General features: G+C 74.3%; 21 protein-coding genes. 13 read left to right on the top strand and 8 right to left on the bottom strand.

Annotated elements, in window-relative coordinates; translation table 11 throughout:
* Positions 1-186 precede the first annotated feature (186 nt).
* The 11 genes from ACTMTB_RS11550 to rdgB all read left to right on the top strand — a co-directional run bounded on the left by ACTMTB_RS11550 (position 187) and on the right by rdgB (position 9364).
* Entirely contained in the window at positions 187-1749 is a 1563-nt protein-coding gene (locus ACTMTB_RS11550) for a hypothetical protein (RefSeq protein WP_441144846.1), read from the top strand.
* A gap of 115 nt (positions 1750-1864) precedes the next feature.
* Positions 1865-2155 carry an ATP-dependent Clp protease adapter ClpS gene (clpS, locus tag ACTMTB_RS11545; protein WP_088963684.1) on the top strand — a complete coding sequence of 97 codons (291 nt, stop codon included), beginning with the start codon at positions 1865-1867 and terminating at the stop codon, positions 2153-2155.
* 2 nt (positions 2156-2157) lie between these two features.
* Complete coding sequence (locus ACTMTB_RS11540) at positions 2158-2652, top strand: DUF2017 domain-containing protein (RefSeq protein WP_172894756.1); 495 nt, start codon at positions 2158-2160, stop codon at positions 2650-2652.
* Between the two features lie 54 nt (positions 2653-2706).
* Positions 2707-3195: a Mov34/MPN/PAD-1 family protein gene (locus ACTMTB_RS11535; protein WP_441144844.1), complete on the top strand. Its 489-nt coding sequence runs from the start codon at positions 2707-2709 to the stop codon at positions 3193-3195.
* Positions 3196-3257: 62 nt separating this feature from the next.
* Entirely contained in the window at positions 3258-3602 is a 345-nt protein-coding gene (locus ACTMTB_RS11530; protein WP_441144842.1) for a MoaD/ThiS family protein, read from the top strand.
* Between the two features lie 12 nt (positions 3603-3614).
* Positions 3615-4580 (top strand): PLP-dependent cysteine synthase family protein, encoded by a 966-nt coding sequence (locus ACTMTB_RS11525; RefSeq protein ID WP_441144840.1) that lies wholly within the window; start codon positions 3615-3617, stop codon positions 4578-4580.
* Positions 4581-4772: 192 nt separating this feature from the next.
* Positions 4773-5519 (top strand): MBL fold metallo-hydrolase, encoded by a 747-nt coding sequence (locus ACTMTB_RS11520; RefSeq protein WP_441144838.1) that lies wholly within the window; start codon positions 4773-4775, stop codon positions 5517-5519.
* A gap of 150 nt (positions 5520-5669) precedes the next feature.
* Positions 5670-6809: a glycosyltransferase family 4 protein gene (locus ACTMTB_RS11515; protein ID WP_357607888.1), complete on the top strand. Its 1140-nt coding sequence runs from the start codon at positions 5670-5672 to the stop codon at positions 6807-6809.
* A complete protein-coding gene (locus ACTMTB_RS11510) occupies positions 6806-7975 on the top strand; it encodes a glycosyltransferase (RefSeq protein ID WP_441144835.1) in 1170 nt (389 codons plus the stop codon). Before ACTMTB_RS11515 ends, ACTMTB_RS11510 begins: the two co-directional genes overlap by 4 nt.
* A 46-nt stretch (positions 7976-8021) precedes the next feature.
* Positions 8022-8750 (top strand): ribonuclease PH, encoded by a 729-nt coding sequence (rph, locus tag ACTMTB_RS11505; protein WP_210774969.1) that lies wholly within the window; start codon positions 8022-8024, stop codon positions 8748-8750.
* Positions 8747-9364: an RdgB/HAM1 family non-canonical purine NTP pyrophosphatase gene (gene rdgB / locus ACTMTB_RS11500; protein ID WP_441144833.1), complete on the top strand. Its 618-nt coding sequence runs from the start codon at positions 8747-8749 to the stop codon at positions 9362-9364. The genes rph and rdgB overlap by 4 nt, the downstream gene beginning before the upstream one ends.
* A gap of 115 nt (positions 9365-9479) precedes the next feature.
* Here the strand turns inward: rdgB and hutH are convergent, their stop codons facing one another.
* The 6 genes from hutH to ACTMTB_RS11470 form a co-directional block, all read right to left on the bottom strand.
* Positions 9480-11015, bottom strand: coding sequence for a histidine ammonia-lyase (gene hutH / locus ACTMTB_RS11495; protein WP_280838513.1), 1536 nt, complete (start codon positions 11013-11015; stop codon positions 9480-9482).
* On the bottom strand, positions 11012-12181 hold the full coding sequence (hutI, locus tag ACTMTB_RS11490; RefSeq protein WP_441144831.1) for an imidazolonepropionase: 1170 nt from the start codon (positions 12179-12181) through the stop codon (positions 11012-11014). The genes hutH and hutI overlap by 4 nt, the downstream gene beginning before the upstream one ends.
* 69 nt (positions 12182-12250) lie before the next feature.
* Positions 12251-13603 (bottom strand): formimidoylglutamate deiminase, encoded by a 1353-nt coding sequence (locus ACTMTB_RS11485; RefSeq protein WP_441145007.1) that lies wholly within the window; start codon positions 13601-13603, stop codon positions 12251-12253.
* Positions 13600-14799, bottom strand: a complete 1200-nt coding sequence (locus ACTMTB_RS11480) for an allantoate amidohydrolase (protein WP_441144829.1) — start codon at positions 14797-14799, stop codon at positions 13600-13602. The genes ACTMTB_RS11485 and ACTMTB_RS11480 overlap by 4 nt, the downstream gene beginning before the upstream one ends.
* Positions 14796-16451 (bottom strand): urocanate hydratase, encoded by a 1656-nt coding sequence (hutU, locus tag ACTMTB_RS11475; protein ID WP_441144827.1) that lies wholly within the window; start codon positions 16449-16451, stop codon positions 14796-14798. Before hutU ends, ACTMTB_RS11480 begins: the two co-directional genes overlap by 4 nt.
* Before the next feature lie 13 nt (positions 16452-16464).
* The gene (locus tag ACTMTB_RS11470) at positions 16465-17316 is read right to left on the bottom strand and encodes a MurR/RpiR family transcriptional regulator (protein ID WP_280838517.1); all 852 of its coding nucleotides are present in this window, start codon (positions 17314-17316) and stop codon (positions 16465-16467) included.
* Positions 17317-17502: 186 nt separating this feature from the next.
* On the opposite strand from ACTMTB_RS11470, the gene ACTMTB_RS11465 reads away from it, so the two are divergent.
* Entirely contained in the window at positions 17503-19494 is a 1992-nt protein-coding gene (locus ACTMTB_RS11465) for a trypsin-like peptidase domain-containing protein (protein WP_441144824.1), read from the top strand.
* 19 nt (positions 19495-19513) lie between these two features.
* Here the strand turns inward: ACTMTB_RS11465 and ACTMTB_RS11460 are convergent, their stop codons facing one another.
* Entirely contained in the window at positions 19514-20464 is a 951-nt protein-coding gene (locus tag ACTMTB_RS11460) for an acyltransferase family protein (RefSeq protein WP_441144822.1), read from the bottom strand.
* Positions 20465-20650: 186 nt separating this feature from the next.
* On the opposite strand from ACTMTB_RS11460, the gene ACTMTB_RS11455 reads away from it, so the two are divergent.
* A complete protein-coding gene (locus tag ACTMTB_RS11455) occupies positions 20651-22846 on the top strand; it encodes a sialate O-acetylesterase (protein WP_441144820.1) in 2196 nt (731 codons plus the stop codon).
* Positions 22847-22956: 110 nt separating this feature from the next.
* Here the strand turns inward: ACTMTB_RS11455 and ACTMTB_RS11450 are convergent, their stop codons facing one another.
* Positions 22957-24192 (bottom strand): O-antigen ligase family protein, encoded by a 1236-nt coding sequence (locus ACTMTB_RS11450; protein ID WP_441144818.1) that lies wholly within the window; start codon positions 24190-24192, stop codon positions 22957-22959.
* Positions 24193-24219 lie beyond the last annotated feature (27 nt).

Genomic DNA, 24219 nt, shown 5'->3' with positions numbered 1-24219 from the left:
GGAATTCCGTCCGCGCGCACACCGTCACGCTGCGAAGTTGAGTAATCTCGTGGTTACCGGTGAGTACCCGCGGTTTTCGGTGCTGGGGGGTGTCGGACGTACCCTTCCGGCAGTCGGGTGCCACCGCACCGGATGTCCATGCGGGCTGCTCACCGCCGCCCGCCCGCCAGCCACGGGAGGCCGCCGATGAAGCCCGGTCCACTCCCCGGGGTCGACGTGCCCGGCGGTCCCGGCGGGGCGGCCGAGCTGCCCCGCTGCGGTCCGCTCCCCGCCCGCGTGGGGGTCACCGAGCCCGGCCCCGACGAGCCGCTCGTGGCGGTCGCCGCCGGGCCGGCCGCCGCGGCCCGCCGCGAGGTCCTCGCCGCCCTGCTCGGCGTCGCCTCCGGCATGCTGGACGTGCCGGCGGGCAGCTGCCTGCTGGTCCGGCACGCCCGGGTCGCCACCCGCGCGGCGTACGTGCCGGGCTACCGGCAGCCGCACTCCTACGGCGCCGACCAGGCGGCCGCCGGCCCGGCGCTGGCCCGCCCGCCCCGCCGGGTCGAGCTGAGCCTGCCCGAGCCGCTGCTGCGTCACTTCGCCGTGCTCGACACCCCGGACACCGACACCCTCGGAGTCGCCGGCGGCCGGATGCTCCTGGACGCGGTCGGCCGCGGCGGCGCGCTGCTCTACGTCATCGGCGCCGACCAGACCTTCACCGGCGCGGAGCTGCACCTGCTGGCCGAGGTGGCCCGGGCCCCGGTCGAGGTCTTCTTCGTGGTCACCCCCGGCGCGGGCGGCTGGGCCCCGGCCGAGGCGGCGGGCGGGACGGACGACACGGAGGCGCCCGTCCCGTCGCCCCGCGACGCGTCGTCCGAGGCGCCGGCCCTGCTGGACCCGGCGGAGGTCAGCGTCGAGGCGCACCGGGCGGCCCTGCTCGCCGCCGTGCCCGCCCTCGCCGGCGCCCGCTGGTTTCCGGTGCACCGGGCCGAGCATCCCGGCCTGCGCCGGGCCCTGGTCGGCTGGGCCGCCGACGAGGGGCTGCGCCGGGCCAGCCTCCAACCGCCCGTGCTGCCCGGCGCCCACGGCCGGGTGGCCGTCGTGCCCGACGCCGACGCGGGGGACTGGTCGGAGCGGCTGGAGCGGCAGACCCGCACCTGCGCCCGCAGCATCCGCCAGCACCTCGCGCTGGAACTGGCCAACATCCACCTGCGCGCGGTCCAGGAGATCGTCTTCGGGGTGGGCTGCGCGGGCCTGCCGCAACTGCTCGACCGGGAGATGGAGGCGCTGTCCCTGCTCGCCACCGCCCAGTGCGACGAGGCCGTGCGCGCGGTCATCGACGACGCCGCCGCGCGGGTCCTCGGCGCGCCGCTGGCCGAGGGGGTCCGGCAGCGGATCGCCGCGGCCGTGCGGTGGGGCCTGGCCGACCAGCCGCAGGGCCGGGACCTGGAACGGGTGCTCCTGGTCACCAGCACCGCCGGGGTGGGCGACCTGGTCGGCACCGGCGCGATCGACGCGCTGGCCGGCCATCCCGGTGCCACCCGTTCCGAGGTGCTGCCGCCGGTCGCGGTGGCGCTCTCCGGCGGGTGCTGGCAGCACTGGCGCACCCCGGGCAACAACGACCCGATGGCCGCCCGGTCCTGGGCCCAGCGCGCCCTGCGCGAGGTGGAGCTGGAGCTGTCCCGCGAGGTGTCCCGGCGCTTCGAGGCGGTCCGTCTCTCCCTTGGCGCGGTGCTCTCCGATGCCCTCGACCACGGCATCCTGCTCGCCTGAGCGCGGCGTCGTCACGTCGCCGCCTCGCCCGGTCCGCGCCGCCCGGGAGGGTGATCCGGGCCGCCCCGGCGTTCCGGTTCATCGGTTCGCCGAATCCGGTGGCACGATGGGGGGCATGGCGGCTCCACAGGTTGCACCGGTCGAGACGCCGGACACCGACGAGGTGCCGGTCTCGGACCGGCCTTGGGTGACGATCGTCTGGGACGACCCGGTCAACCTCATGACGTACGTGACCTGGGTCTTCCAGAAGCTGTTCGGGTACAGCCGGGAGAAGGCCGAGAAGTTGATGCTGGACGTGCACCACAAGGGTCGGGCCGTGGTGTCCAGCGGCGCCCGGGAGCGGATGGAGCACGACGCGTCGCAGCTGCACGCGTACGGGCTGTGGGCGACGGTGGACCGCTCGTGAGCATGTTCCGCCGCCAGGGCGGCCGCTACGTCGCCAGCTTCGCCGTCGACGAGGTGCGGGTGCTGCGCAAGGTCGCCTCCGAGGTGGTCGGGCTGCTCACCGACGGGTTCGACCACTCCGACCCGGTGGTCGGGCGGCTCTTCCCCGACGCGTACCCGGACGACCCGGCGAACACGGCGGAGTTCCGCCGGTACACCGAGGGCGACCTCAAGACCGCCAAGATCGACCAGGCCGGCGCGATCCTGGCCGCGCTGCCGGACGAGGCGGGCGGCGAGGTGCGGCTGGACGCCGAGGCGGCCGAGGCGTGGCTGCGGGCGCTCAACGACGCCCGGCTGGCGATGGGCGTCCGGCTGGAGATCAAGGACGGCACCGACCTGGGCGAGGAACTCGACGACGCGGTCGCCGAGGACCCGACCTCCTCGCGGGTGTTCCAACTGTCGGTCTACGCCTACCTGGGGTATCTCCAGGAGTCCCTGCTCAACGCCCTGATCGACTAAGTGTGACGGTCACCGCCTCGCAGTCGGCGGCCGGTGGGCGCTAGGCTGGGCGGCGTGCTGAGCATCGACCGGTCGATCGTCGAGGCGATCGTGGCGCACGCGCGCCGGGACCACCCGGACGAGGCGTGCGGCGTGGTCGCCGGTCCCGCCGGCAGCGACACCCCCACCCGGCACATCCCGATGGACAACGCCGCGCGCTCGATGACGTTCTACGAGTTCGACTCGATGGAGCAGCTGCGGGTGTGGCGGGAGATGGACGACCGCGACGAGGAACCGGTCGTCATCTACCACTCGCACACCGCGACGGAGGCGTACCCGTCCCGGACGGACATCTCCTTCGCCGGCGAGCCCGGGGCCCACTACCTGCTGGTATCCACCCGCGAGCCGGGCAGCGAGGAGATCCGCTCCTTCCGGATCGTCGATGGCGTGGTGACCGAGGAGCCGGTGCGGATCGTGGACGCCGCGGTGGACCCGCACGCCGTCCAGTCCTACATGTTCGGGCAGAGCCCGGCGACGGTCGACTACGAGTGTTCCGGCCGCTGACCTTCAGCGCCGTTCACTTCCCGTCCGTCACCGAGGCACACCCGATCAAGGAGCACGACACCATGGCCATCGAGGTTCGCATCCCCACCATCCTGCGCAGCTACACCGGCGGCGCGAAGGTCGTCGAGGGCGCCGGGGACACCCTGGGCGACCTGCTCACCGACCTGGACTCCCGGCACGCCGGCCTGCGGGGCCGGCTGGTCACCGATGCCGGCGCGCTGCACCGCTTCGTCAACGTCTACGTCAACGACGAGGACGTCCGCTTCCTCGGCGCGCTGGACGCCAAGCTCACCGACGGCGACAGCGTGACCATCCTGCCGGCCGTCGCCGGTGGCGCGTTCGGCTTCGCGGCGGCAGCCGCCATCGCGTCGCACGCCGTCTCCCGGCGCGCAACCGTCGCTCGCTGACCGGCGGGCGTCATGGCTCGCTACGACAGCCTGCTCGACGCCTGCGGTGGCACCCCCCTGGTGGGGTTGCCCCGGCTCTCGCCGACGGTGCCCGATGGGGCACCGCCGGTGCGGCTCTGGGCGAAGCTGGAGGACCGGAACCCGACCGGCAGCATCAAGGACCGGGCGGCCCTGTTCATGGTCCGCGCGGCCGAGGAGTCCGGCCGGCTCCGGCCGGGTGACACCATCCTCGAACCGACCAGCGGCAACACCGGCATCTCGCTGGCCATGGTGGCCAAGCTCCGCGGCTACCGGCTGGTCTGCGTGATGCCGGAGAACGTCTCCACCGAGCGGGTCCAGCTGCTCCGGATGTACGGCGCGGAGATCATCTTCTCGCCGGCCGCCGGCGGCTCGAACCAGGCCGTCGCCACCGCCAAGCAGATCTCGGCGGAGCACCCCGACTGGGTGATGCTCTACCAGTACGGCAACGAGGCCAACGCCCGGGCGCACTACGAGACGACCGGCCCGGAGCTGCTGCACGACCTGCCCACCATCACCCACTTCGTGGCGGGTCTGGGCACCACCGGCACCCTGATGGGCACCGGCCGCTACCTGCGGGAGAAGGTCGACGGCATCCAGGTCGTCGCGGCGGAGCCGCGCTACGGCGAGCTGGTCTACGGCCTGCGCAACATCGACGAGGGGTACGTTCCGGAGCTCTACGACGCCACCGTGCTGTCCCGGCGCTTCTCCGTGGGCACCCGGGACGCCGTGCTGCGGACCCGGCAGCTGGTGGAGGTCGAGGGGATCTTCGCCGGCTTCTCCACCGGCGCGATCCTGCACGCCGCCCTCGCGGTGGCCCACGAGGCGGTGCGGGACGGCCGCCGCGCCGACGTTGCCTTCGTGGTCTGTGACGGCGGCTGGAAGTACCTCTCCACCGGCGCCTACGGCGGCACGCTCGCCGACGCCGAGGACGCCCTGGAGGGGCAGCTCTGGGCGTGAGGCCCGACCCCGGGCCGGCCGGTCCACGCCGGCCGGCCCGTGGGTGTCACGTTGATGACAACTTCCATTAGATGATTCTTGCCCCGCCGTCGCTGCGCGTAGGCTGCGCAGCGTGGCGTACGCGTCGGTAGAGATCATCGGCGAGGCTCGCACCGGCGTGTCGACTACGATGAGTAACGACAAGGCGACGGGATGAGACTGACCGTTCTCGGCTGCGCGGGCAGCTTTCCCGGCCCCGAGTCCCCCTGCTCCGCCTACCTCGTCGAGGCGGACGGCTTCCGGCTCCTGATCGACTTCGGCTCCGGGTCGCTCTCCACCCTCCAGCGCTACGCGGGGCTGCACGCCCCGGACGCCATCCTCCTGACCCACCTGCACTGCGACCACATCCTCGACGCCGCCTCGTACGTGGTGGTCCGCCGGTACGCCCCCGACGGGCCGTACCCGCCCCTGCCGATGTACGCCCCGTCCGGCGCGCCGGACCGGCTGGCCGCGGTCTACGACCAGGAGGACAGCACGGTCGAGGACGTCTACCAGTTCTACGGCCTGCAACCCGGCACCTTCCCGATCGGCCCGTTCACCGTCACCGTCGACCGGATGAACCACCCGGTCGAGACGTACGGGGTGCGCCTGGAGCACGGCGGGCGGGTGCTCTGCTACTCCTCGGACACCGCGCCCTGCGACGCGCTGCTGCGGCTGGCCCAGGACGCCGACGTCTTCCTCTGCGAGGCGAGCTACCTCGACGGCATGGAGAACCCGCCGGACCTGCACCTGACCGGCCGGGAGGCCGGCGAGGCGGCGACCAAGGCGGGGGTCGGCCGGCTGTTGCTGACCCATCTCGTGGTGGCCTGGGGCAGCGAGTCGCACACCGTCGAGTCCGCCGCCGGCGCGTATGCCGGGCCGCTGGAAGTGGTCCGGGCCGGCGCCGCGTACGACGTCTGAGCGGGCACCTACAGCCGGTCGTGCCGCCCTGGGATCTCCTGGATTGACCGACTGAGCCGGGTCCGCCCGGCGCGCGTTCGTGGTGGAATGTTCGCCACCGCGTCAGCGGCAGGTCGTCCCGTGCACCGCTGCCGCCCCCACGGTGACACCATGCGGATCGCCATCGTGACCGAGTCGTTCGCGCCGGACGTCAACGGCGTCGCGCACTCGGTGGTCCGAACGGCGGAACATCTCGTCGCCCGTGGCCACGAGCCCATGGTCATCGCCCCGTCGCCGCCCGGTGCGAAGCGGCGTCCGATCGACCGGTTGCCGTACCCAGTGGTCCGGATCCCCAGCGTGCCGCTCCCGCGCTACCAGGGCTTCCGGCTCGGGATGCCCAGCCTCCGGCTGGCCGAGGCACTCCTCGGCCACGCGCCCGACGTGGTCCACCTGGCCAGTCCGTTCGTCCTCGGCGCGCGGGCCGCCACGCTGGCCCGGCGGCACGGGCTGCCCACGGTCGCCGTCTACCAGACCGACGTCGCCTCGTACGCCCGGGCGTACCGGGTGGGGTGGGGGGAGGCGGCGGCCTGGCGGCGGCTGCGGGAGATCCACAATTCGGCACAGCGCACCCTCGTGCCCTCCACCCGGTCCGCCGCCGACCTGATCGCCAACGGCGTGCAGCGGATCTGGCTGTGGCGTCGCGGCGTCGACGCGGAGCGTTTCCACCCCGACAAGCGCTGCGCCGGGCTCCGCCGCGCCCTCGCGCCACGCGGCGAGATCCTGGTCGGGTACGTCGGACGCCTCGCCCCGGAGAAGCGGGTGGAGCTGCTGTCGGCCGCCGCCCGGTTGCCCGGGGTGCGGATCGTGGTCGTCGGGGACGGCCCCGCCCGGCGGCAGTTGGAGAAGGCCCTGCCCGAGGCGCGGTTCCTCGGCGTTCAGCACGGCGAGGCCCTGGCCCGGCTCTACGCCAGCCTCGACATCTTCGTGCACACCGGGCCGCACGAGACCTTCGGCCAGACCCTCCAGGAGGCGGCGGCCAGCGGACTGCCGGTGGTGGCGCCGGCCAGCGGCGGTCCGGTGGATCTGGTCGAGCCGGGCGTGACCGGGCTGCTGGTGCCGCCCGGCGACGCGGACGCCCTGGCCGGGGCGGTGGCGACGCTCGCCGGCGACGCGCGGCGGCGGACCGCGTACGGGGCCGCCGGCCGGGCCGCGATCGGCCGGCGCAGCTGGACCGCCATCGGCGACGAGCTGATCGGGCACTACCAGGCGGTCCTGGCCGGTGTCCCGGCCGGCGGCCTGCCGGTCACGTGACCGGCGGCGCCGCCCCGGCCGGGCGGGGGCTGCGGATCGTCCGGCTGGCAAACTTCGTCGCCGCCCGCTCCGGCGGGCTGCGCACCGCCCTGCGACACCTCGGCGAGGGCTACCGGGCGGCCGGGCATGACCCGGTGCTGGTCGTTCCGGGACGCCGGCCCGCCGTGAGCCGCCAGCCCTGGGGCACGGTGCTGACCGTGCCGGGGCCGGCCGTGCCGGGCAGCGGCGGCTACCGGGTGCTCACCGGCCGGCGGACGGCGCAGCGGCTGCTGACCCGGCTCGCCCCCGACCGGCTGGAGGTCTCCGACCGCGCCACGCTGCGCTGGACCGGCGAGTGGGCCCGCGCGCACGGGGTGCCCTCGGTGATGGTGTCCCACGAGTGCCTGACCGGGCTGCTCGGCCAGTGGCGGCTGCCGGCGGCCACCGCCCGCCGGGTGGCGGACCGGCTCAACCGGCTCACCGTGGGGGCGTACGACCGGATCGTCTGCACCACCCGGTGGGCGGCCGAGGAGTTCGACCGGATCCACGCCCCCCGGGTCGACCTGGTACCGCTCGGCGTGGACCTCGACACGTTCCACCCGGACCGGGCGGAGCCGGCCCTGCGGGAGCGGTACGCCGACCAGACCGAGGTGCTGCTCGTCCACTGCGCTCGGCTCTCCCCCGAAAAGCGCCCGGAGTTGGCGGTCGACACCCTGGTCGAGCTGCGCCGCCGGGGCGTACCGGCGGTTCTGGTGCTGGCCGGCGACGGGCCGTCGCGGGGCGCGCTGGCCCGGCGGGTGGCCGGGCTGCCGGTGCACCTCACCGGCTTCCTGCCCGACCGGACCGCGGTCGCCGCCCTGCTGGCCAGCGCCGACGTGGTGCTCGCGCCGGGGCCGGTGGAGACGTTCGGGCTGGCCGGCCTGGAGGCGCTGGCCAGTGGGACGCCGGTGGTGGTGAACGCCGCCAGCGCGCTGCCGGAGGTGATCGCCGGAGCGGGAATCGCCGCGTACGGCACGGCGGCCTCGATGGCCGACGCGGTCGTCCGGCTGCTGGACCGGCCGGAGGCGGCGCGGCGGGCGACCGCCCGGGCGCGGGCCGAGGAGTTCAGTTGGCCCGCCGCGGTCGCCGGTTTCCTGCGGGTGCACGGGGCGGAACCGGACGGCACGCCGCCGCGGCTGCCGGGCTGAGGACACCCCGGGGCGGTTCGATCACTCGACCGCATAAGGTGCAGGCATGGCGCGACCTGACGGGCGGCTGCCCGACCAACTCCGACCGGTGACCCTGACCCGCGGCTGGAGCACCCATCCGGAGGGCTCCGTGCTCGTCGAGTTCGGTGGCACGCGGGTGCTCTGCACCGCCAGCGTCACTGAGGGGGTGCCCCGCTGGCGCAAGGGCTCGGGGCTCGGCTGGGTGACCGCCGAGTACGCGATGCTGCCCCGGGCCACCAACACCCGCTCGGACCGGGAGAGCGTCAAGGGCCGGGTCGGTGGCCGGACCCACGAGATCTCCCGGCTGATCGGCCGGAGCCTGCGGGCGGCCATCGACCTCAAGGCGCTGGGCGAGAACTCGATCGTGCTCGACTGCGACGTGCTCCAGGCCGACGGCGGCACCCGGACGGCGGCGATCACCGGCGCGTACGTGGCGCTGCACGACGCGGTGACCTGGCTGGCCGGGCGCAAGGCGCTGGCCGGCAAGCCGGAGAAGGTGATGCACCGGTCGGTGGCGGCGGTCAGCGTCGGCATCATCGCCGGCGAGCCCCGGCTGGACCTCGACTACGCCGAGGACGTCGCCGCCGAGGTCGACATGAACGTGGTCTGCACCGGCGAGGGCGACTTCGTCGAGGTGCAGGGGACCGGCGAGGCCGGCATCTTCTCCCGTACGCAGCTCGACTCGCTGCTCGACCTGGGGCTGTTGGGCTGCGTGGAACTGGCCGACGCACAGCGGAAGGCACTCGCATCATGAACAAGGTCCTGCTCGCCACCCGCAACCGCAAGAAGCTGATCGAACTGCAGCGGATCCTCGACGGCGCGCTCGGCGCGCACCGGATCGCCCTGATGGGGCTGGACGACGTCGAGGAGTACCCGGAGCTGCCGGAGACCGGCCTGACCTTCGGCGAGAACGCGCTGATCAAGGCCCGGGAGGGCTGCCGCCGCACCGGCCTGCCCACCATCGCCGACGACTCGGGGATCGCGGTCGACGCCCTCAACGGCATGCCGGGCGTGTTCAGCGCCCGCTGGGCCGGCCGGCACGGCGACGACCGGGCCAACCTCCAGCTGGTGCTGGACCAGATCGCCGACCTGCCCGACGAGCACCGCGCCGCCTCGTTCGTCTGCACCGTCGCGCTGGTGCTGCCCGGCGGCAAGGAGCACCTGGTCGACGGCCGCCAGGCCGGCCGGCTGCTGCGCGCGCCGCGCGGCGAGGGCGGTTTCGGGTACGACCCGATCTTCCTCGGCGACGGTCAGGACCGCACCAACGCCGAGCTGACGCCGGAGGAGAAGGACGCGATCAGCCACCGCGGCAAGGCCCTGCGCGAACTGGCGAAGCTGGTCGCCAAGGTCCTCCCACCCACCCCCTGACCCCCTCCCGCGTCACCCGACGAGCCCGCGCACCTTCACGGAAAGAGTGGCTATTCCGCGTCGAATAGCCACTCTTTCCGTGTAAGTGCGGGTCGGGGCGGGGGGAGGGGGCAGGTCAGGCGAGGGGGCCGAGTTCGCGTTCGATGGCGGCGCGGAGGTCGGGGCCGGCCAGGACGGCGCGGGCGGCCTCCATGACCGGGGCGAGGAAGACGTCCGGGCCGGGCTCGCCGGCGACCGGGGCCAGCGCCTCGACGGCGGCCCGGCCGGCGGGCGACGGGGTGAGCGGCGCGCGCAGCTGGAGCCCGCGTACGGCGGCCAGCAGCTCCACCGCGAGCAGGCTGGTCAGGTTGTCCAGCACCGTGCGCAGCTTCTTGGCCGCCGCCCAGCCCATCGAGACGTGGTCCTCCTGCATCCCGCTGGTGGGCAGCGAGTCCACCGAGGCGGGGGCGGCGAGCCGGCGGTTCTCCGCCACGATCCCGGCGGCCGTGTACTGGGCGATCATCAGGCCGGAGTTGACCCCGGCGTCGGGGGAGAGGAACGCCGGCAGCTCCCGGTTGCGGGCCACGTCGAGCAGCCGGTCGACCCGGCGCTCGGCGATCGCGCCCACCTCGGCGGCGGCGATGGCCAGGTAGTCGGCGGCGAAACCGAGCGGCGCGCCGTGGAAGTTGCCGGTGGACTCCACCCGGCCGTCGGGCAGCACCACCGGGTTGTCCACCACCGAGAGCAGCTCCCGCGCGGCCACCGTCGTGGCGAAGTCCAGGGTGTCCCGCGCGGCGCCGGCCACCTGCGGGGCGCAGCGCATCGAGTACGCGTCCTGTACCGCGTGCGCCAGGTCGTCGCGGTGCGAATCCATCACCCGCGAGTCCTGGAGCAGTCGGTGGATGTTCGCCGCCGACGCCGCCTGGCCGGGGTGCGGCCGGATGGAGTGCAGCTCGGGCAGGAACGGCCGCTCGGAACCGAGCATCGCCTCGATGGCCAGGGCGGCGGTCACGTCGGCCATGGTGAACAGGTGCCGGGCGTCGTGGATCGCCAGCAGCAGCATGCCCAGCATGCCGTCGGTGCCGTTGATCAGCGCCAGCCCCTCCTTGGCGGCCAGCGCGATCGGCTTCAGCCCGACCCGGCTCAGCGCGTCGGCGGCGTCCATCCGCTCGCCGGCCGGGCCGAGCACCCAGCCCTCACCGAGCAGCACCAGCGCGCAGTGCGCCAGCGGCGCCAGGTCGCCGGAGGCGCCGAGCGAGCCGTGCTCCGGCACCCACGGGGTGATCTCGTGGTTGAGCAGGTCGACCAGGGCCTCGGCGACCAGCGGGCGGACACCGGAGTGGCCCAGCGCCAGCGAGCGGACCCGCAGCAGCATCATCGCCCGGACCACCTCGCGGGGCATGGGCGCGCCGACCCCGGCGGCGTGCGAGCGGATCAGCGCGTGCTGGAGCTCGGCCCGCCGCTCGGGCGCGACGAAGGTGTTCGCCAGCGCGCCGAAGCCGGTGGAGACGCCGTAGACGGGTCGGCCGGCGGCCTCGATGCCGTCCACGATGGACCGGCTGGTGCTCATCGCCTCCACGGTGGCCGGGTCGAGGACGACCTTGGCGGTGCCGCGGGCCACCGCGAGCACGTCGGCGGGGGTGATCCCGGTGGGCAGGATGGTCACGGTCATTGCGGAACTCCGTTGTGCAGAACCTGGCGGATCAGTGGTACACCGGGCCGGTAGGCCAGGTGCAGGTGGGACGGGGCGTCGAGGATCACGAGGTCGGCCCGGACGCCCGGGGTGAGCACCCCGACGTCGTCGCGGCGCAGCGCCAGCGCGCCCCCGGCGGTCGCGGCCCAGACCGCCTCCGCCGGGGTCATCCGCATCTCGCGTACGGCGAGCGCGACGCAGAACGGCATCGACGAGGTGTACGACGAGCCGGGGTTGCAGTCGGTGGCGAGCGCCACGGTCACGCCCGCGTCGAGCAGCCGGCGGGCGTCCGGGTACGGCGAGCGGGTGGAGAACTCCGCCCCGGGCAGCAGGGTGGCGACGGTCGGCGAGCCGGCCAGCGCGTCGACGTCGGCGTCGCTCAGGTGGGTGCAGTGGTCGACGCTGGCCGCGCCCAGCTCCACCCCGAGCCGTACCCCCGGGCCGGGGCCGAGCTGGTTGGCGTGCACCCGTACGCCCAACCCGGCCGCCTGCCCGCAGGTGAGGATCGCCCGGGTGTGGTCGGCGTCGAAGGCGCCCCGCTCGCAGAAGACGTCCACCCAGCGCGCGTACGGGGCGGCGGCGGCGAGCATCGGCCCGCAGACCAGCCCGACGTAGTCGTCGGGGCGGTCGGCGTACTCGGCGGGGACGACGTGCGCGCCGAGGAAGGTGGTCTCCGCGCTGACCTCGGCGGCGATCCGCAGCGAGCGGGCCTCGTCGGCGACGGTGAGGCCGTACCCGCTCTTGATCTCCATGGTGGTGCTGCCCTGCCGCATGGCTTCCGCGCGCAGCCGCCGCACGGTGGCCCGCAGCTCCTCGTCGGAGGCGGCCCGGGTCGCGCCGACCGTGGTGCGGATGCCGCCGCCGGTGTACGGCTCCCCGGCCATCCGGGCCGCGAACTCGGCGGCCCGGTCCCCGGCGAAGACGAGGTGGGCGTGGCTGTCCACGAACCCCGGCAGCACCGCGGCGCCGCCGGCGTCGATCCGCCGGTCGGCGGCCGGGGCGTCCCGGGACGGGCCGATCCAGGCCACCCGGCCCTCCTCGACCAGCAGCGCCACCCGGCGGCGGATGCCGAGCGGGCCGCCCTCGCCCGCGCCGGCGACGTTGGTGACCAGTTCGCCGATGTCGTCGACCAGCAGGCTGCTCACGGCGTCCCTCCGCGCTCCGGTCCGGTGCCCCGGAACCCGCCGGCCGTCCACGCCGGTCGGCCCGCGCGGCTACGCACCGGACACCGCCGCGATCGCGTCGCGCAGCTCGGCCGGCACGTCCACGGTCAGGTGCACGCCGTCGCGCACCACCTGCCGCCCGTCGACCACCACCGAGCTGACGTCGGCGGCGGTCGCCGCGAAGAACGCCCCGACCGGCGGCACCCCGGCCGTGCGGGCGGTGTCGAGCCGTACCGTGACCAGGTCGGCGCGGTCACCGACGGCGAGCCGGCCGGCGTCGGCCCAGCCCAGCGCGGCGTGCCCGCCGGTGGTCGCGGCGGCCAGCAGGTCGACGGCGGTGAAGTGGCCCCGCCGGCGGGTGCGCAGCCGCTCGTCCAGCTCGACCGCGCGGGCCTCCTCGAACAGGTCGACCACGGCGTGGCTGTCACTGCCCAGGCTGAGCGGGCTGCCGGCTTCGACCATCCGCCGGACCGGCCCGAGCCCGTCGGCCAGGTCCCGCTCGGTGGTGGGGCAGAGGCAGACCCCGGTGCGACTCTCCCCGAGCAGCGCCACGTCCGCGCCGGTCGGGTGGGTGGCGTGCACGGCGGTGACGGCCGGCCCGAGCACCCCGTGGTCGGCGAGCAGCCGGGTGGGGGTGCGGCCGTGCGCGGCCCGGCAGGCGTCGTTCTCGGCGGGCTGCTCCGACAGGTGCACGTGCAGCGGCGCGCCGCGCCGGTCCGCCCAGCCGGCGACGGTGGCGAGCTGTTCCGCCGGCACCGCGCGGACCGAGTGGATGGCCGCGCCGACCCGCGCGTGCCCGGCGTCAGGGGTGAACGCGCCGACCCGGTCCGCCCAGCGCAGCGCGTCGCCGTCGCCGAAGCGCCGCTGCGGCCCGGCCAGCGGGGCGCCGTCCACGGTGGCGGTCAGGTAGCAGGTGTCCAGCAGGGTGATCCGGACGCCGGCCTGCGCGGCCGCCTCGACCAGCGCCGCCGACATCGCGTTCGGGTCGTCGTACGGGGTGCCGTTCGGGCCGTGGTGCAGGTAGTGGAACTCGCCGACGCAGGTCACCCCGGCCAGCGCCATCTCCGCGTACGCGGCCCGGGCCAGGGCCAGGTACGAGTCCGGGTCGAGCCGCTGCGCGACCGCGTACATCCCGTCCCGCCAGGTCCAGAAGTCGCCCCGCCCGGCGTGGGTACGCCCGCGCAACGCCCGGTGGAAGGCGTGCGAGTGGGCGTTGGCCAGGCCGGGCAGCGTCAGCCCGGGCAGCCGGACGGCGTCACCGAGCACCTCCACCCCGGCGGTGGGCCGGCCGGCGGTCAGCGGGGCGACCGTGGTGATCCGCCCGTCGACCGCCTCGATCAGCACGTCCGGGGTGGGCTCGGCGTGCTCGGGCAGCCAGGCGTACTCGGCGAGCCAGCGGGTCATCGGCATGCCAGCTCCTGGAGCACCCGGGCCAGGGCGGTGACCCCGGCGGCGCAGTCGGCGTCGGCGGCGGACTCGGCGGGGGAGTGCGACACCCCGGTCGGGTTGCGCACGAAGAGCATCGCGGTGGGCAGGTGCGCGGCCAGCACCCCCGCGTCGTGCCCCGCCCCGGTGGGCAGCACCGGCGCGTCGAGCAGCTTGGCCAGCCGGTCGGCCAGCCCGCCGTCGAAGGCGACCAGCGGGGTGGCCGACTCCTCCGTGCAGGTCAGCTCCGTGCCGTCCCGCTTCGCCCGCTCGGCCGCCTTGGCGTGCACCGCCCCGACCAGCCCGCGCAGCGTCTCCGGTTCGGCCGCCCGGGCGTCCAGCCAGCCGGTCACCCGCGACGGGATCGCGTTGGTGGCGTTCGGCTCCACCGACACCCGGCCCACGGTGGCGTGCGCGTCGCGCAGCCGGGCCTCCTTGTTCGCCGCGAGCACCGTGAACGCGTACGTCAGCATCGGGTCGCGGCGGTCGGCCATCCGGGTCGTACCCGCGTGGTTGCCCTCGCCGTGGAAGTCGAAGCGCCAGCGGCCGTGCGGCCAGATCGCGCTGGCGACCGCGACCGGCGCGTCGGCCTCGACCAGCGCGCGGCCCTGCTCGACGTGCAGCTCCACGAAGGCGGCGAAGCGGCCGAGCAGCGCCGGGTCGGCGCCCGCGGGCCGGTCACCGAGCGCCTCGGCGAAGCTCACCCCGGCCGCGTCGCGCAGGCCGGCCGCGCGCTCCACCGCGATCTCCCCGGTGAGCAGCCGCGACCCCAGGCACGGTACGCCGAACCGCGCCCCCTCCTCCTCCACGAACGCCGCCACCGCGATCGGCCGGTCGGGCGTGACGCCCGCGCCGCGCAACTCGTCGACGGCGAGGAACGCGCTGACGATGCCGAGCGGCCCGTCGTACGCCCCGCCGTGCGGCACCGAGTCGAAGTGGCTGCCGGTGAGCACCGCGTCGCCGGCCCGCGGGTCACCCCACCAGGCGAAGAGGTTGCCGTTGCCGTCGGCGGTGACCGGCATGCCCCGGTGCTCGGCCTGCTCGCGGAACCACTCCCGCAGCCGCAGCTCCGGCTCGGTCAGCGCGTAGCGCAGGTAGCCGCCGCTGCCGGCGTCCCGCCCGACCGGCGCGATCTCGTCCCACAGCGCCCGGAACCGGCCGGCGAGGTCCGTCACGCCGGTCCCTCGGCCATCGGCACCCGGACCCCGGTACGGCCAGCGACCTCGCGGGCGGCCTCGTACCCGGCGTCCACGTGCCGGATCACGCCCATCGCCGGGTCGTTGGTGAGCACCCGCTCGATCTTCTGCCCGGCCAGCGCCGTGCCGTCGGCGACGCAGACCTGCCCGGCGTGGATGGACCGCCCGATGCCCACCCCGCCGCCATGGTGGATGGACACCCAGGACGCCCCGCTGGCGGTGTTGACCAGCGCGTTGAGCAGCGGCCAGTCGGCGATCGCGTCGGAGCCGTCGGCCATCGCCTCAGTCTCCCGGTAGGGGCTGGCCACGCTGCCGCAGTCCAGGTGGTCCCGGCCGATCACCACCGGCGCGGACAGCTCACCGGAGGCGACCATCTCGTTGAACCGCACCCCGGCCTTGTCCCGCTCGCCGTAGCCGAGCCAGCAGATCCGCGCCGGCAGGCCCTGGAAGGCGACCCGCTCGCCGGCCATCCGCATCCACCGGGCCAGCGACTCGTTCTCCGGGAACAGCTCCAGGATGGCCCGGTCGGTGGCCGCGATGTCCTTCGGGTCGCCGGAGAGCGCCGCCCAGCGGAACGGGCCCTTGCCCTCGCAGAACAGCGGCCGGATGTACGCCGGCACGAAGCCGGGGAAGTCGAACGCCCGCTCGTAACCGGCGAGCTGGGCCTCACCGCGGATCGAGTTGCCGTAGTCGAAGACCTCCGCGCCCGCGTCGAGGAAGCCCACCATCGCCTCGACGTGCTTCGCCATCGAGACCCGGGCCCGGTCGGTGAACTCGGCGGGCTTCGCCGCCGCGTAGTCCCGGGCGTCGGCCAGCTCCACCCCCACCGGCAGGTACGACAGCGGGTCGTGCGCGCTGGTCTGGTCGGTCACCACGTCGATCTCGACGCCGCGCACCAGCAGCTCGGGGAAGACGGTGGCGGCGTTGCCGACCACGCCGACGCTCAGCGCCCGGCGGTCCCGCTTCGCGGCGAGCACCCGCTGCACCGCGTCGTCCAGGGAGTCGGCGATCTCGTCGAGGTAGCGGTCGTGCACCCGCCGCTCCAGCCGGCTGCGGTCCACGTCCACGATGAGGCAGGCGCCGCCGTTCATGGTCACCGCGAGGGGCTGCGCCCCGCCCATCCCGCCGCAGCCGGCGGTCAGCGTCAGCGTCCCGGCCAGCGTGCCGCCGAAGCGCTTCGCCGCCACCGCCGCGAACGTCTCGTAGGTGCCCTGGAGGATGCCCTGGGTGCCGATGTAGATCCACGAGCCGGCGGTCATCTGCCCGTACATGGTCAGGCCGAGCTGCTCCAGGCGGCGGAACTCCGGCCAGGTGGCCCAGTCGCCGACCAGGTTCGAGTTGGCCAGCAGCACCCGGGGCGCCCACTCGTGCGTGCGCATGACCCCGACCGGGCGGCCGGACTGCACCAGCATCGTCTCGTCGTCGCGCAGCTCGGTGAGCGTACGCACCAACGCGTGGTACGACGGCCAGTCCCGGGCGGCCTTCCCGGTGCCGCCGTAGACGACCAGGTCGTCCGGGCGCTCGGCCACCTCCGGGTCGAGGTTGTTCATCAGCATCCGCAGGGCGGCCTCCTGCGGCCACCCCTGGGCGGTGCGTGCGGTGCCGCGAGCGGCGCGGACGGGCTGGTGCATCTTGAAACTCCTCTCAGCCGAGGAACAACTGGCGACGGGCGGCGGACGACTCGAACGCCTCCAGGCGGGCCTGCGTGTCCGCCGGGGAGGCGTCGCAGATCGCCTGGAGGACCACCATGGCCAGGGTCATCGGGGCGGTGTGCAGGTCGAAGACGAGGTCGGTGCCGACCGTGGCGGGCAGCACCAGTTCGGCGTACTCGGTCGCCGGGCTGACCGGCGAGTCGGTGATCGCGACGACGGTCAGCCCGGCGTCGCGGGCCTCCCGCAGCGCCTCGAAGGTCTCCCGGGGGTAGCGGGGCAGGACGAAGGCGAGCAGGGCGCTCGCCCCGGACGCCGCCGCCTGCTCCAGCCGGTCGGTGAGCAGGCTGCCGCCGTCGTCGAGCACCCGGACGTCCGGGTGCACCTTCGCGGCGAAGTAGGCGAAGTACGCGGCCAGCGGCGCCGCCGCGCGCAGTCCGAGCACCGGCAGCGGGCGGCTGGCCGCCAGCAGGTGCCCGGCGGCGGCGATCCGGTCCCGGTCGGCGAGCTCGTCGGCGAGCCGCTCCAGGTTCGCCATCTCGGCGCGGACCGCCCGCTGGAGTTCGTTGCCGTCGCCGTCGCCGCCGGTGGCGCCGCCGGAGGTCAGCTCGCGCAGCCGTCGGCGCAGCGCCGGGTAGCCGTCGTGGCCGAGCGCGACGGCGAACCGGGTCACCGACGGCTGGCTCACCCCGGCCAGCTCGGCCACCTCGGCCGCCGACAGGTACGACGCGGCGGCGGCGTGCTGCACCAGGCAGTGCGCGATGCGGCGCTGGGTGGGCGTGAGCCGGACGCCGTGGAACAGGTCGAGCACCCGGTCGGGGGGTGCGGCGACGGCTCCGTCATTCATGGCGTGACTGTATGCATGAAAACTTTCAGACGCAACCGTCGTCCGTTCGGTCACACCCGGCCGACCGTCGGAAGTCCACACGGGAGTAGCCCCTGGTGGGGCGGGGTGCGGCCGGGACTGCCGGCGGCCGCCGCGCTCGCGGCGTTTCTGTACTATCCGCACGGCGGGTGAGCAGAGGAGTGGGGCATGCAGCCGGACGGTCCGTACAGGTTCACCGAGGTGATGGGCGTCTGCCAGGTCGGCAGAGCCTGGTGGGCCGTCGACGGGCAGGACCGGCTGGTGACCGTCGCGGTGCTCGAACCCGTGGTGGCCGAGGATCCGGCCTGGCGTCGGGCCTTCTCCGGGATGGCCGACGCGCTGGCCGCGCCGGGCGGTGGCGGCGGGCCGTACCTGGCCGCCGACTTCACCGCGGCCGCGCCCTGGGTGGCGTACGCGGCCGACGGTGGGCCGGGTGCCGACTACCTGTTCCTCGCGCTCGGCCACGAGATCCGCAGTGAGCGCCCCGACGACGACGGCACCGTGGCCATGCTCCAGGTGCCTCCGGCCGACCAGTCCCAGCCGGCTCCGTGGGCCATCCAGGGCGACCCGACCCAGGCCCGGTCGGTGTCCGCGCCGCCGCAGCAGGTCTCCGCGCCACCGGATCAGGTCTCCGCCCCGCCCCAGCCGGTCTCCGTGCCCCCGCACCAGATCAGCGCGCCCCCGCACCAGGTCTCCGTGCCGCCCTACCAGGTCTCCGTGCCGCCCCACCAGGTCTCGTCGCCGCCCGAGCAGGTGTCGACGCCGCCGGCGTTCTCGCAGCCCGACCAGCCGGTCAGTGTGCCACCGCACGATCCCTTCGCCGCGCCGGTCCGCCGGATCCAGCCCTCCGCGCCGCCCCGGCGCCAGACCGGGCTCTGGGCCGCACTGGCGGCGCTGCTACTGGTGGCCGTGGTGGGTGGCGGGGTCGGCCTCTGGGCGATCTCGGCAGACGACTCCGCTGCGCCGGAGACCACGCCTGCCGTCCCCTCCACCGCGTTTCCCAGCGCCACCCCGGTGAACCCCGGGCTCAAGCCCTGGGCGCAGGCGGCGCTGCGCAGCCCGGAAGAGCGGGCACTGGCGACCGTGGGGCCGTCCATGGTCTTCGTGGAGGTCATCTTCACCGGGTACGTCCGCAACAAGCAGGACAATGCCCTGCTGCGCAAGACGCCGATCACCTTCAACCGGCGGTGCACCGGTTTCGTGGTCAATCATGACGGCCACGTCCTCACCAACAGCCAGTGCGTGCGTCCGACCCAGGACATCGTGCTCAACAACGCCCTTGGTGCGCTGGGCAACGCCCTCGTCGCCGAGGGTGGACTCAACGCCAAGGACGTCCCCGCCTTCACCAGGGCCAGAATGAAGACGGCCGTCTTCACCGGTATCGAGCCCGGTGCGCAGCCGGACGCCAAGCTCTACGGCCAGCTCAACGTGGCCAAGGGGGACGTCACGGACAGTCCGGCCATCCCCGGTGCCGTGGTCCAGTCGCTCGCCCTCGAGGCGGGAAACCTCGCCCTGGTCAAGCTCGCTCAGGAGAACCTCCCCGCCGCCGAGTTGAACACCGCGCCCGCCGTCGCCCCGGACACCTCGCTGCTCATCCTGGGATACACCACCACCGACACCAGCTACCGCACGGCCACCTACAACGTGCTCTCCAAGTCGGTGACGGTCACCGGGGTGGACACCCAGTCGCCGGTGAACCTCTACCGGATCAATGAGGACCTCGGTATCTACTCCCGCGGCGGCATCGCCATCGACCCCGCCGGCCGCGTCGTCGGGATGCTGGACAACGACCTCCTGCGGCCGGACAAGGCCAACCGCGTCGTCGTCCCGGTGTCCACGATGACCGGACTGCTGGCCGGGGCCGGAATCCAGAACAGTCTCGGTGAGCCGGACAAGCTCTACCGCAGCGGCCTCGACGCATACTTCGCCGGCCAGAACGCGACCGCGGTCGACCGCTTCGACGCGGTCGTGGAGGCCTCGCCCGCCAATCTGTTGGCGCGCTCCTACCGGCAGGCGGCCGTCGACAGCGGGGGCGGCGAGGACACCTCGAGCCGGCCCGGCTGGGCGGTTCCGCTGCTCGCCGGCTCCGGCGGTGCGCTCGCCGTCGGGCTCGTCGTCCTGATGGTGATGCTGGCCAGGCGCCGCGACAGCGCGGCCTGAGGACGGCGCCGGCCCGCCGTCAGGGCCGGGTCGCGGCCGTGCCGAGCAGGTAGGGGCTGGCTGCCGTGCGGAGCGCGATCAGCGCGAACGCCCAGGGAAGCACGAGGGCGGCGGCCAGGTCGACGAGACCGCCGTCCGGCGGGGTGTGCAGCACCCAGAGCACGCCGGCGTGGCTCAGCACGACCGCGATGCCGCACGCGGAGAGCCGGCCGATCGTCCGGGCCGAGGCGGCGCCGACCCGGGAATCGAGCTCCTCGGCGAGGCACACCAGCCCACCGCTGATCAGCACGGCGGTCAGCACACCGAGCCCGGGAACGCCGAAGTCGCCCGCCTTCACGTCCAGCGGGGTGCTCAGACCGGTGACCACCAGCAGCACACCCACCGCGAGCATCGCGGCGGCGGCCGCGGTGGGCAGCTGCGGTCGCAGCTGGCGCAGCAGCCGGCCCGAGAGCACGAAGACCAGGCAGGCCGGGACGAGGAACAGACCCAGCGGAGCGGCGGTGGCGAACCCGGGCGCCAGATACGCGGCGACCAGCCCGACCAGGGCGACCGCCCAGGTGACCACCGCCGGGAACCGCTCCAGTCCCCGGTAGGCGACAGCGATCAGGAAGAGCACCGAGACGAACCAGAACGCCGAGAACGGCCGGACGGCGGCGCTGCCGCCGTACAGGGCGTCACGGAACGCGCCATCGGCCACCTGGCCGGTGGCCGCCTCGGCCGCCGCGAGCACCGCGAACAGCACCACGAACCAGGCCACGTACGGCAGGCCGAGCGACCGCCAGCGCTTGCGTAGCTCGCCCCCCACAGGCCGGCCGGGCGTCCAGAAGTAGCCGGTGAGGAGGAAGAAGAGCGGCACGTGCCAGGTGTACACGGCGGCCCTGGTGACGCTGTCGCTCCAGACGTGACCGACGACCACCGCGGCGATGCCGACGACGCGAAGGATGTCGATGCCGGCGGACCGCGTGCCCACCGGCGCCGTTGTGCTCGTTGCGGCCATGGCGGGCATCATTGCAGACCGCTACGAACGGGGAGGTGCCCACCCGGCCCGGCGCAGGCGCCCGTACCCGTCCGGTCTGTCCCGGCCGGCCATCGGTGAACGCCGCGCATCGCATAGCCTTGCCGCGACGACGTGGCCGACCCGTGTGGAGGTTCGAGGGTGTTCCGTGCTCCCTCCTGGCTGGAGCGCCTCCGTTCCCTGCCGCGAAGGGCGTGGCTCGCCCTGGGCTTGGTCGGACTGACGCTCTGCTCGGTCGCTCTCGTCAGCTGGCCGTCGGCGAAGCCCGGAACGCCCGACGCCGCCTGGTCCGCCCCCGAGTCCCGGCGGTCCCCACCGCCCGCCATCCCGGTGGACGGCACCAGTTGCGCGGCCAACGTGGGGGCGATGGCCGACTTCACTCCGGTCGCCGCAGTGGACCTGCCGACGCGTGCGAACTGGCGGAACAGGACGCCGCAGTACGCCTTCGACCGCACCGGGGCCGTGGCCGGCGGCTTCGACCGGGTCGGCTACTGCCTGGAGCTGAACGGCCCGGCCGGCCCGCAGTGGGTGTGGACCGCGATGACGGCGTTCACCACCGACGTCCACCGGCTCGGCCCACCCACCCGAGCGGGTCAGATCGTGCGGCAGCGGGTCAACGACCTGGAGGTCGCATCCAACGTCGAGGGTCTGACCAGTGGTACGGGGCTCGCCGGCTACCTGGAGATGTGGCCCAACAACTACGGCACGGGAAGCTCCGGCCAGATCTCCGGCGCCTATGCCGACCGGTACGACGCGGACGATGACGTGTCGCCCGCCCTCGGGTACGGCTCGTTCCAGGTGCATCTCGTCGGCGCCACCCGTCCCTCCACCACCCCGCCCGCCACCGTCCTGGCAATCAACGGCTTCACCGCCGCGAACGCGCCGCTCTCGATCGGCATCGGCTCCGCGCCGGCCGGTCACCCGGACTGGACGTTCGCCGGCAACGCCGCCAGCTACACGCAACGCCGCCTGACGGTGTACGCCCGCCCGTCCGTGCTGACCGTGCAACGGCACCCCGCAGACCGTCAGTTGTATCCCCGGGACGCCAACAACGGCGCCACGGTCTTCGTTTCGGGCACGGTGACCGATGCGCGGGTCAGCGCCGTGCAGCTCAAGGTGACCAGTGGCGCCGACGGCTGGGAGTACAGCGCGCCGGCCGCCGTCGGGAAGGACTTCTCCTTCCGGCACCGCATCAACGCCGCGCTGCGGGAGTACCGGTTCGAGCTGCGCGTGCTCGGCGACGGGGTCGACCGGCGCGTCGGGCTGTGGGAGGGCGTGGTGGCCGGCGACGTCTACGTCGTCCAGGGCCAGTCGAACGCCGTCGCCGCCATGCATCGAGGCTCGTCGGCGGCCGAGGAGTCGCCCTACATCCGCAGCTACGGCTCGTCCACCGCCGACCGGACCCTGGCGACCACCTCGCGCGGCTGGAACTACGGCGTCGGTGACGCCGGGCGACAGCCCGGGTCGGTCGGCCAGTGGGGCATCCGGATGGCACACCGGATCATGGACACCTACCAGGTGCCGGTGGCCGTTCTCAACGGCGCGGAGAACGGCAGGTCGATCGGGTTCTTCCAGCGCGTCGCCACCCGGCCCGACGACCTCGGCACCAACTACGGCCGGCTGCGGCAACGCCTGGTGGGTGCCGGGGTGCTCCGCCACGTACGCGGCGTCTTCTGGTATCAGGGCGAGTCCGACAACGACGACGCCGCAGCCCACGTGGCCGGTTTCACAGCGCTGCTGCGGAACTGGCGGGCGGAGATCGGCGACTCGGGCACTCGGTACTACGTCTTCCAGGTCCGCACCTCGCCCTGCGGCGTCAGCACGACCGGAAGACTGCGGGAGGCGCAGCGGCGGATGGCGGACACGCTCGGCGTGACGCTGCTGTCGACCAACGGCCTGTCCGGTCACCAGGGTTGCCACTACGCCTGGGAGCAGGGCTACCGCGAGCTGGGTGACCGGGTCTTCGCCGTGGTCGCCCGGGACCTGTACGGCGGCCCAGGGGAAGGGGTCGCGCCACCCAATCCGCGTTCAGCGTCCTACTCGCCGGCCGGGCGGACCGAGATCGTCATCCAGTTGCGTGACGACGACCCGCTCACCGTCGAGCCGGGGGTGGCCGCCGACTTCCGGATCGAGGGCAGCAAGGTCACCGTGGTGGGCGTCGCGTACCGCGACGGTGGCCAACTCGTGCTGACGCTCTCGGGCCCCGCGGACGGGGCGTCCGGGGTGAGCTACCTGAGCCACGCCGGTGCCGGCCCGTGGATCGTCAACGCGGTCGGCACGGGCCTGCTGACCTTCCAGGCCCTGCCGATCGGCCCGGACCGGCCCACCGGTCCCTGATCGGGCCGTGGGCGGCGCGGTCGACCCCGAGAGTTGCCGTCCGCACCCCGCTCCGTGCGAGTCCGCGGCGCGGCCGGGTCCCACCGGACCACGGCCGCGCCTCCTCCAGATCAGGCGCCGGCGGTGGTTCGGCGCGCACCGTGTCGCGAGGTCAACCGGCGCAGGGCGGCGATCCCGCCGGGTCGGTCGACGGCGTCCACCGGGCCGGGGGCGGGCAGCGCGTCGGCCCGGGCGGCGACCGACCGGGTCAGCATCAGGGCGATGGCGATCCAGGACAATCCGTCCACCGACAACGGGTTCCAGACGACCTCGGTCACGGAGTAGACGAGCAGGAGCACGACCGGCGCCTTCCCGGTGAAGGCACGCCCGTCGGACACGCCGCCGTGCAGCAGGGCCGTCGCCCAGAGCCCCCAGATCGCGAGCGCCACGAAGCCACCCGCGAAAATCGCGAGCACGTATCCGGAGTGGAAGAAATGCGTCGGTGCCTCCCCGACGTCCCGCAGGTAGTACCACTTGGAGACGCCGACGCCGGTGGCCTTCATGTCAGCCATGTACTCCCGGGCGTGGATCCAGATGTTGCCCCGGTTGCTCAAGGTGGTCCGGTCGGCCGTCCACATCAGGTAGGTGGCAGCCGTGAGGAACGTCAGCACCACGGCGATGCAGAGGGCGAGGTGGATCCGGGTGAACCGCCGCCCGCGCTCGATCAGGTAGCCGCCCGCCAGCCAGGCGCCGGCGGCGGCCAGGGCCAGATAGCTCGTCCGGGAACCCGTGGCGACGATGATCAGCAGACAGAACGCGGTCGTCGCCAGCAGTTCGGCACGGCGCAGCGCGCACAGGCCGGCGACGAGCGTGAACGTCGCGATCATGGCGATGTAGTTCTCGGACTCGAAGAAGCCCTTGAACAACGCGCCCGCCACCGAGCACTTCTCCAGTTTCCCGGCGGTGCAGGGTCGCCACGCACCGTCGGAGAAGACGGTCGGGATCGTCAGCACCGACAGCACGGCCAGCCCGGTGTACGCCAGCGCCCGGACGCTCAGCGCGGTGCCGGCGGCGAGCAGCACCCCGGCCAGCAGCAGCAGCCCGGCGGCCGCGTACGCCACCAGCCGCGGGCCGTACAGGCCGGACCCGACGAGGGCGTCCACGGCGAGGCACCACAGCAGCAGCGTGGCGATCGACCACCAGGAGATCCGCAGCCACCGGTCGGGGCTACCCCGCAGGGACCGTCGGCCGGACAGGACCGCCCAGGCCAGCAGGGCCAGCACCAGCAAGCCGATCAGCGCGGAGCTGCGGTCTCCGGCGAGCACCGGCGCGGCGTTGGCCAGCACGGCGAAGGCCACGAACGCCATCGCCGTCCGGCTGTCTCCGAATGCGGC

Origin of the sequence: Micromonospora sp. L32 (assembly GCF_052068055.1) — a bacterium.
GTDB classification, from domain to species: Bacteria; Actinomycetota; Actinomycetes; order Mycobacteriales; family Micromonosporaceae; genus Micromonospora; species Micromonospora purpureochromogenes.
The sequence above is the reverse complement of the archived record's forward strand: the minus strand, read 5'-3'. Positions and strand labels throughout refer to the sequence as shown.

What these genes read in the sequence shown, in the direction of transcription:
- rdgB (WP_441144833.1), top strand. Translation starts at nt 8,747, where the DNA reads ATGAACAAGGTCCTGCTCGCCACCCGCAACCGCAAGAAGCTGATCGAA.
- ACTMTB_RS11450 (WP_441144818.1), bottom strand. Translation starts at nt 24,192, where the DNA reads ATGGCGTTCGTGGCCTTCGCCGTGCTGGCCAACGCCGCGCCGGTGCTC.
- clpS (WP_088963684.1), top strand. Translation starts at nt 1,865, where the DNA reads ATGGCGGCTCCACAGGTTGCACCGGTCGAGACGCCGGACACCGACGAG.
- rph (WP_210774969.1), top strand. Translation starts at nt 8,022, where the DNA reads ATGGCGCGACCTGACGGGCGGCTGCCCGACCAACTCCGACCGGTGACC.
- ACTMTB_RS11530 (WP_441144842.1), top strand. Translation starts at nt 3,258, where the DNA reads ATGGCCATCGAGGTTCGCATCCCCACCATCCTGCGCAGCTACACCGGC.
- ACTMTB_RS11550 (WP_441144846.1), top strand. Translation starts at nt 187, where the DNA reads ATGAAGCCCGGTCCACTCCCCGGGGTCGACGTGCCCGGCGGTCCCGGC.
- hutH (WP_280838513.1), bottom strand. Translation starts at nt 11,015, where the DNA reads ATGACCGTGACCATCCTGCCCACCGGGATCACCCCCGCCGACGTGCTC.
- ACTMTB_RS11540 (WP_172894756.1), top strand. Translation starts at nt 2,158, where the DNA reads ATGTTCCGCCGCCAGGGCGGCCGCTACGTCGCCAGCTTCGCCGTCGAC.
- ACTMTB_RS11465 (WP_441144824.1), top strand. Translation starts at nt 17,503, where the DNA reads ATGCAGCCGGACGGTCCGTACAGGTTCACCGAGGTGATGGGCGTCTGC.
- ACTMTB_RS11485 (WP_441145007.1), bottom strand. Translation starts at nt 13,603, where the DNA reads ATGACCCGCTGGCTCGCCGAGTACGCCTGGCTGCCCGAGCACGCCGAG.
- hutU (WP_441144827.1), bottom strand. Translation starts at nt 16,451, where the DNA reads ATGCACCAGCCCGTCCGCGCCGCTCGCGGCACCGCACGCACCGCCCAG.
- ACTMTB_RS11525 (WP_441144840.1), top strand. Translation starts at nt 3,615, where the DNA reads ATGGCTCGCTACGACAGCCTGCTCGACGCCTGCGGTGGCACCCCCCTG.
- ACTMTB_RS11520 (WP_441144838.1), top strand. Translation starts at nt 4,773, where the DNA reads ATGAGACTGACCGTTCTCGGCTGCGCGGGCAGCTTTCCCGGCCCCGAG.
- ACTMTB_RS11515 (WP_357607888.1), top strand. Translation starts at nt 5,670, where the DNA reads ATGCGGATCGCCATCGTGACCGAGTCGTTCGCGCCGGACGTCAACGGC.
- ACTMTB_RS11470 (WP_280838517.1), bottom strand. Translation starts at nt 17,316, where the DNA reads ATGAATGACGGAGCCGTCGCCGCACCCCCCGACCGGGTGCTCGACCTG.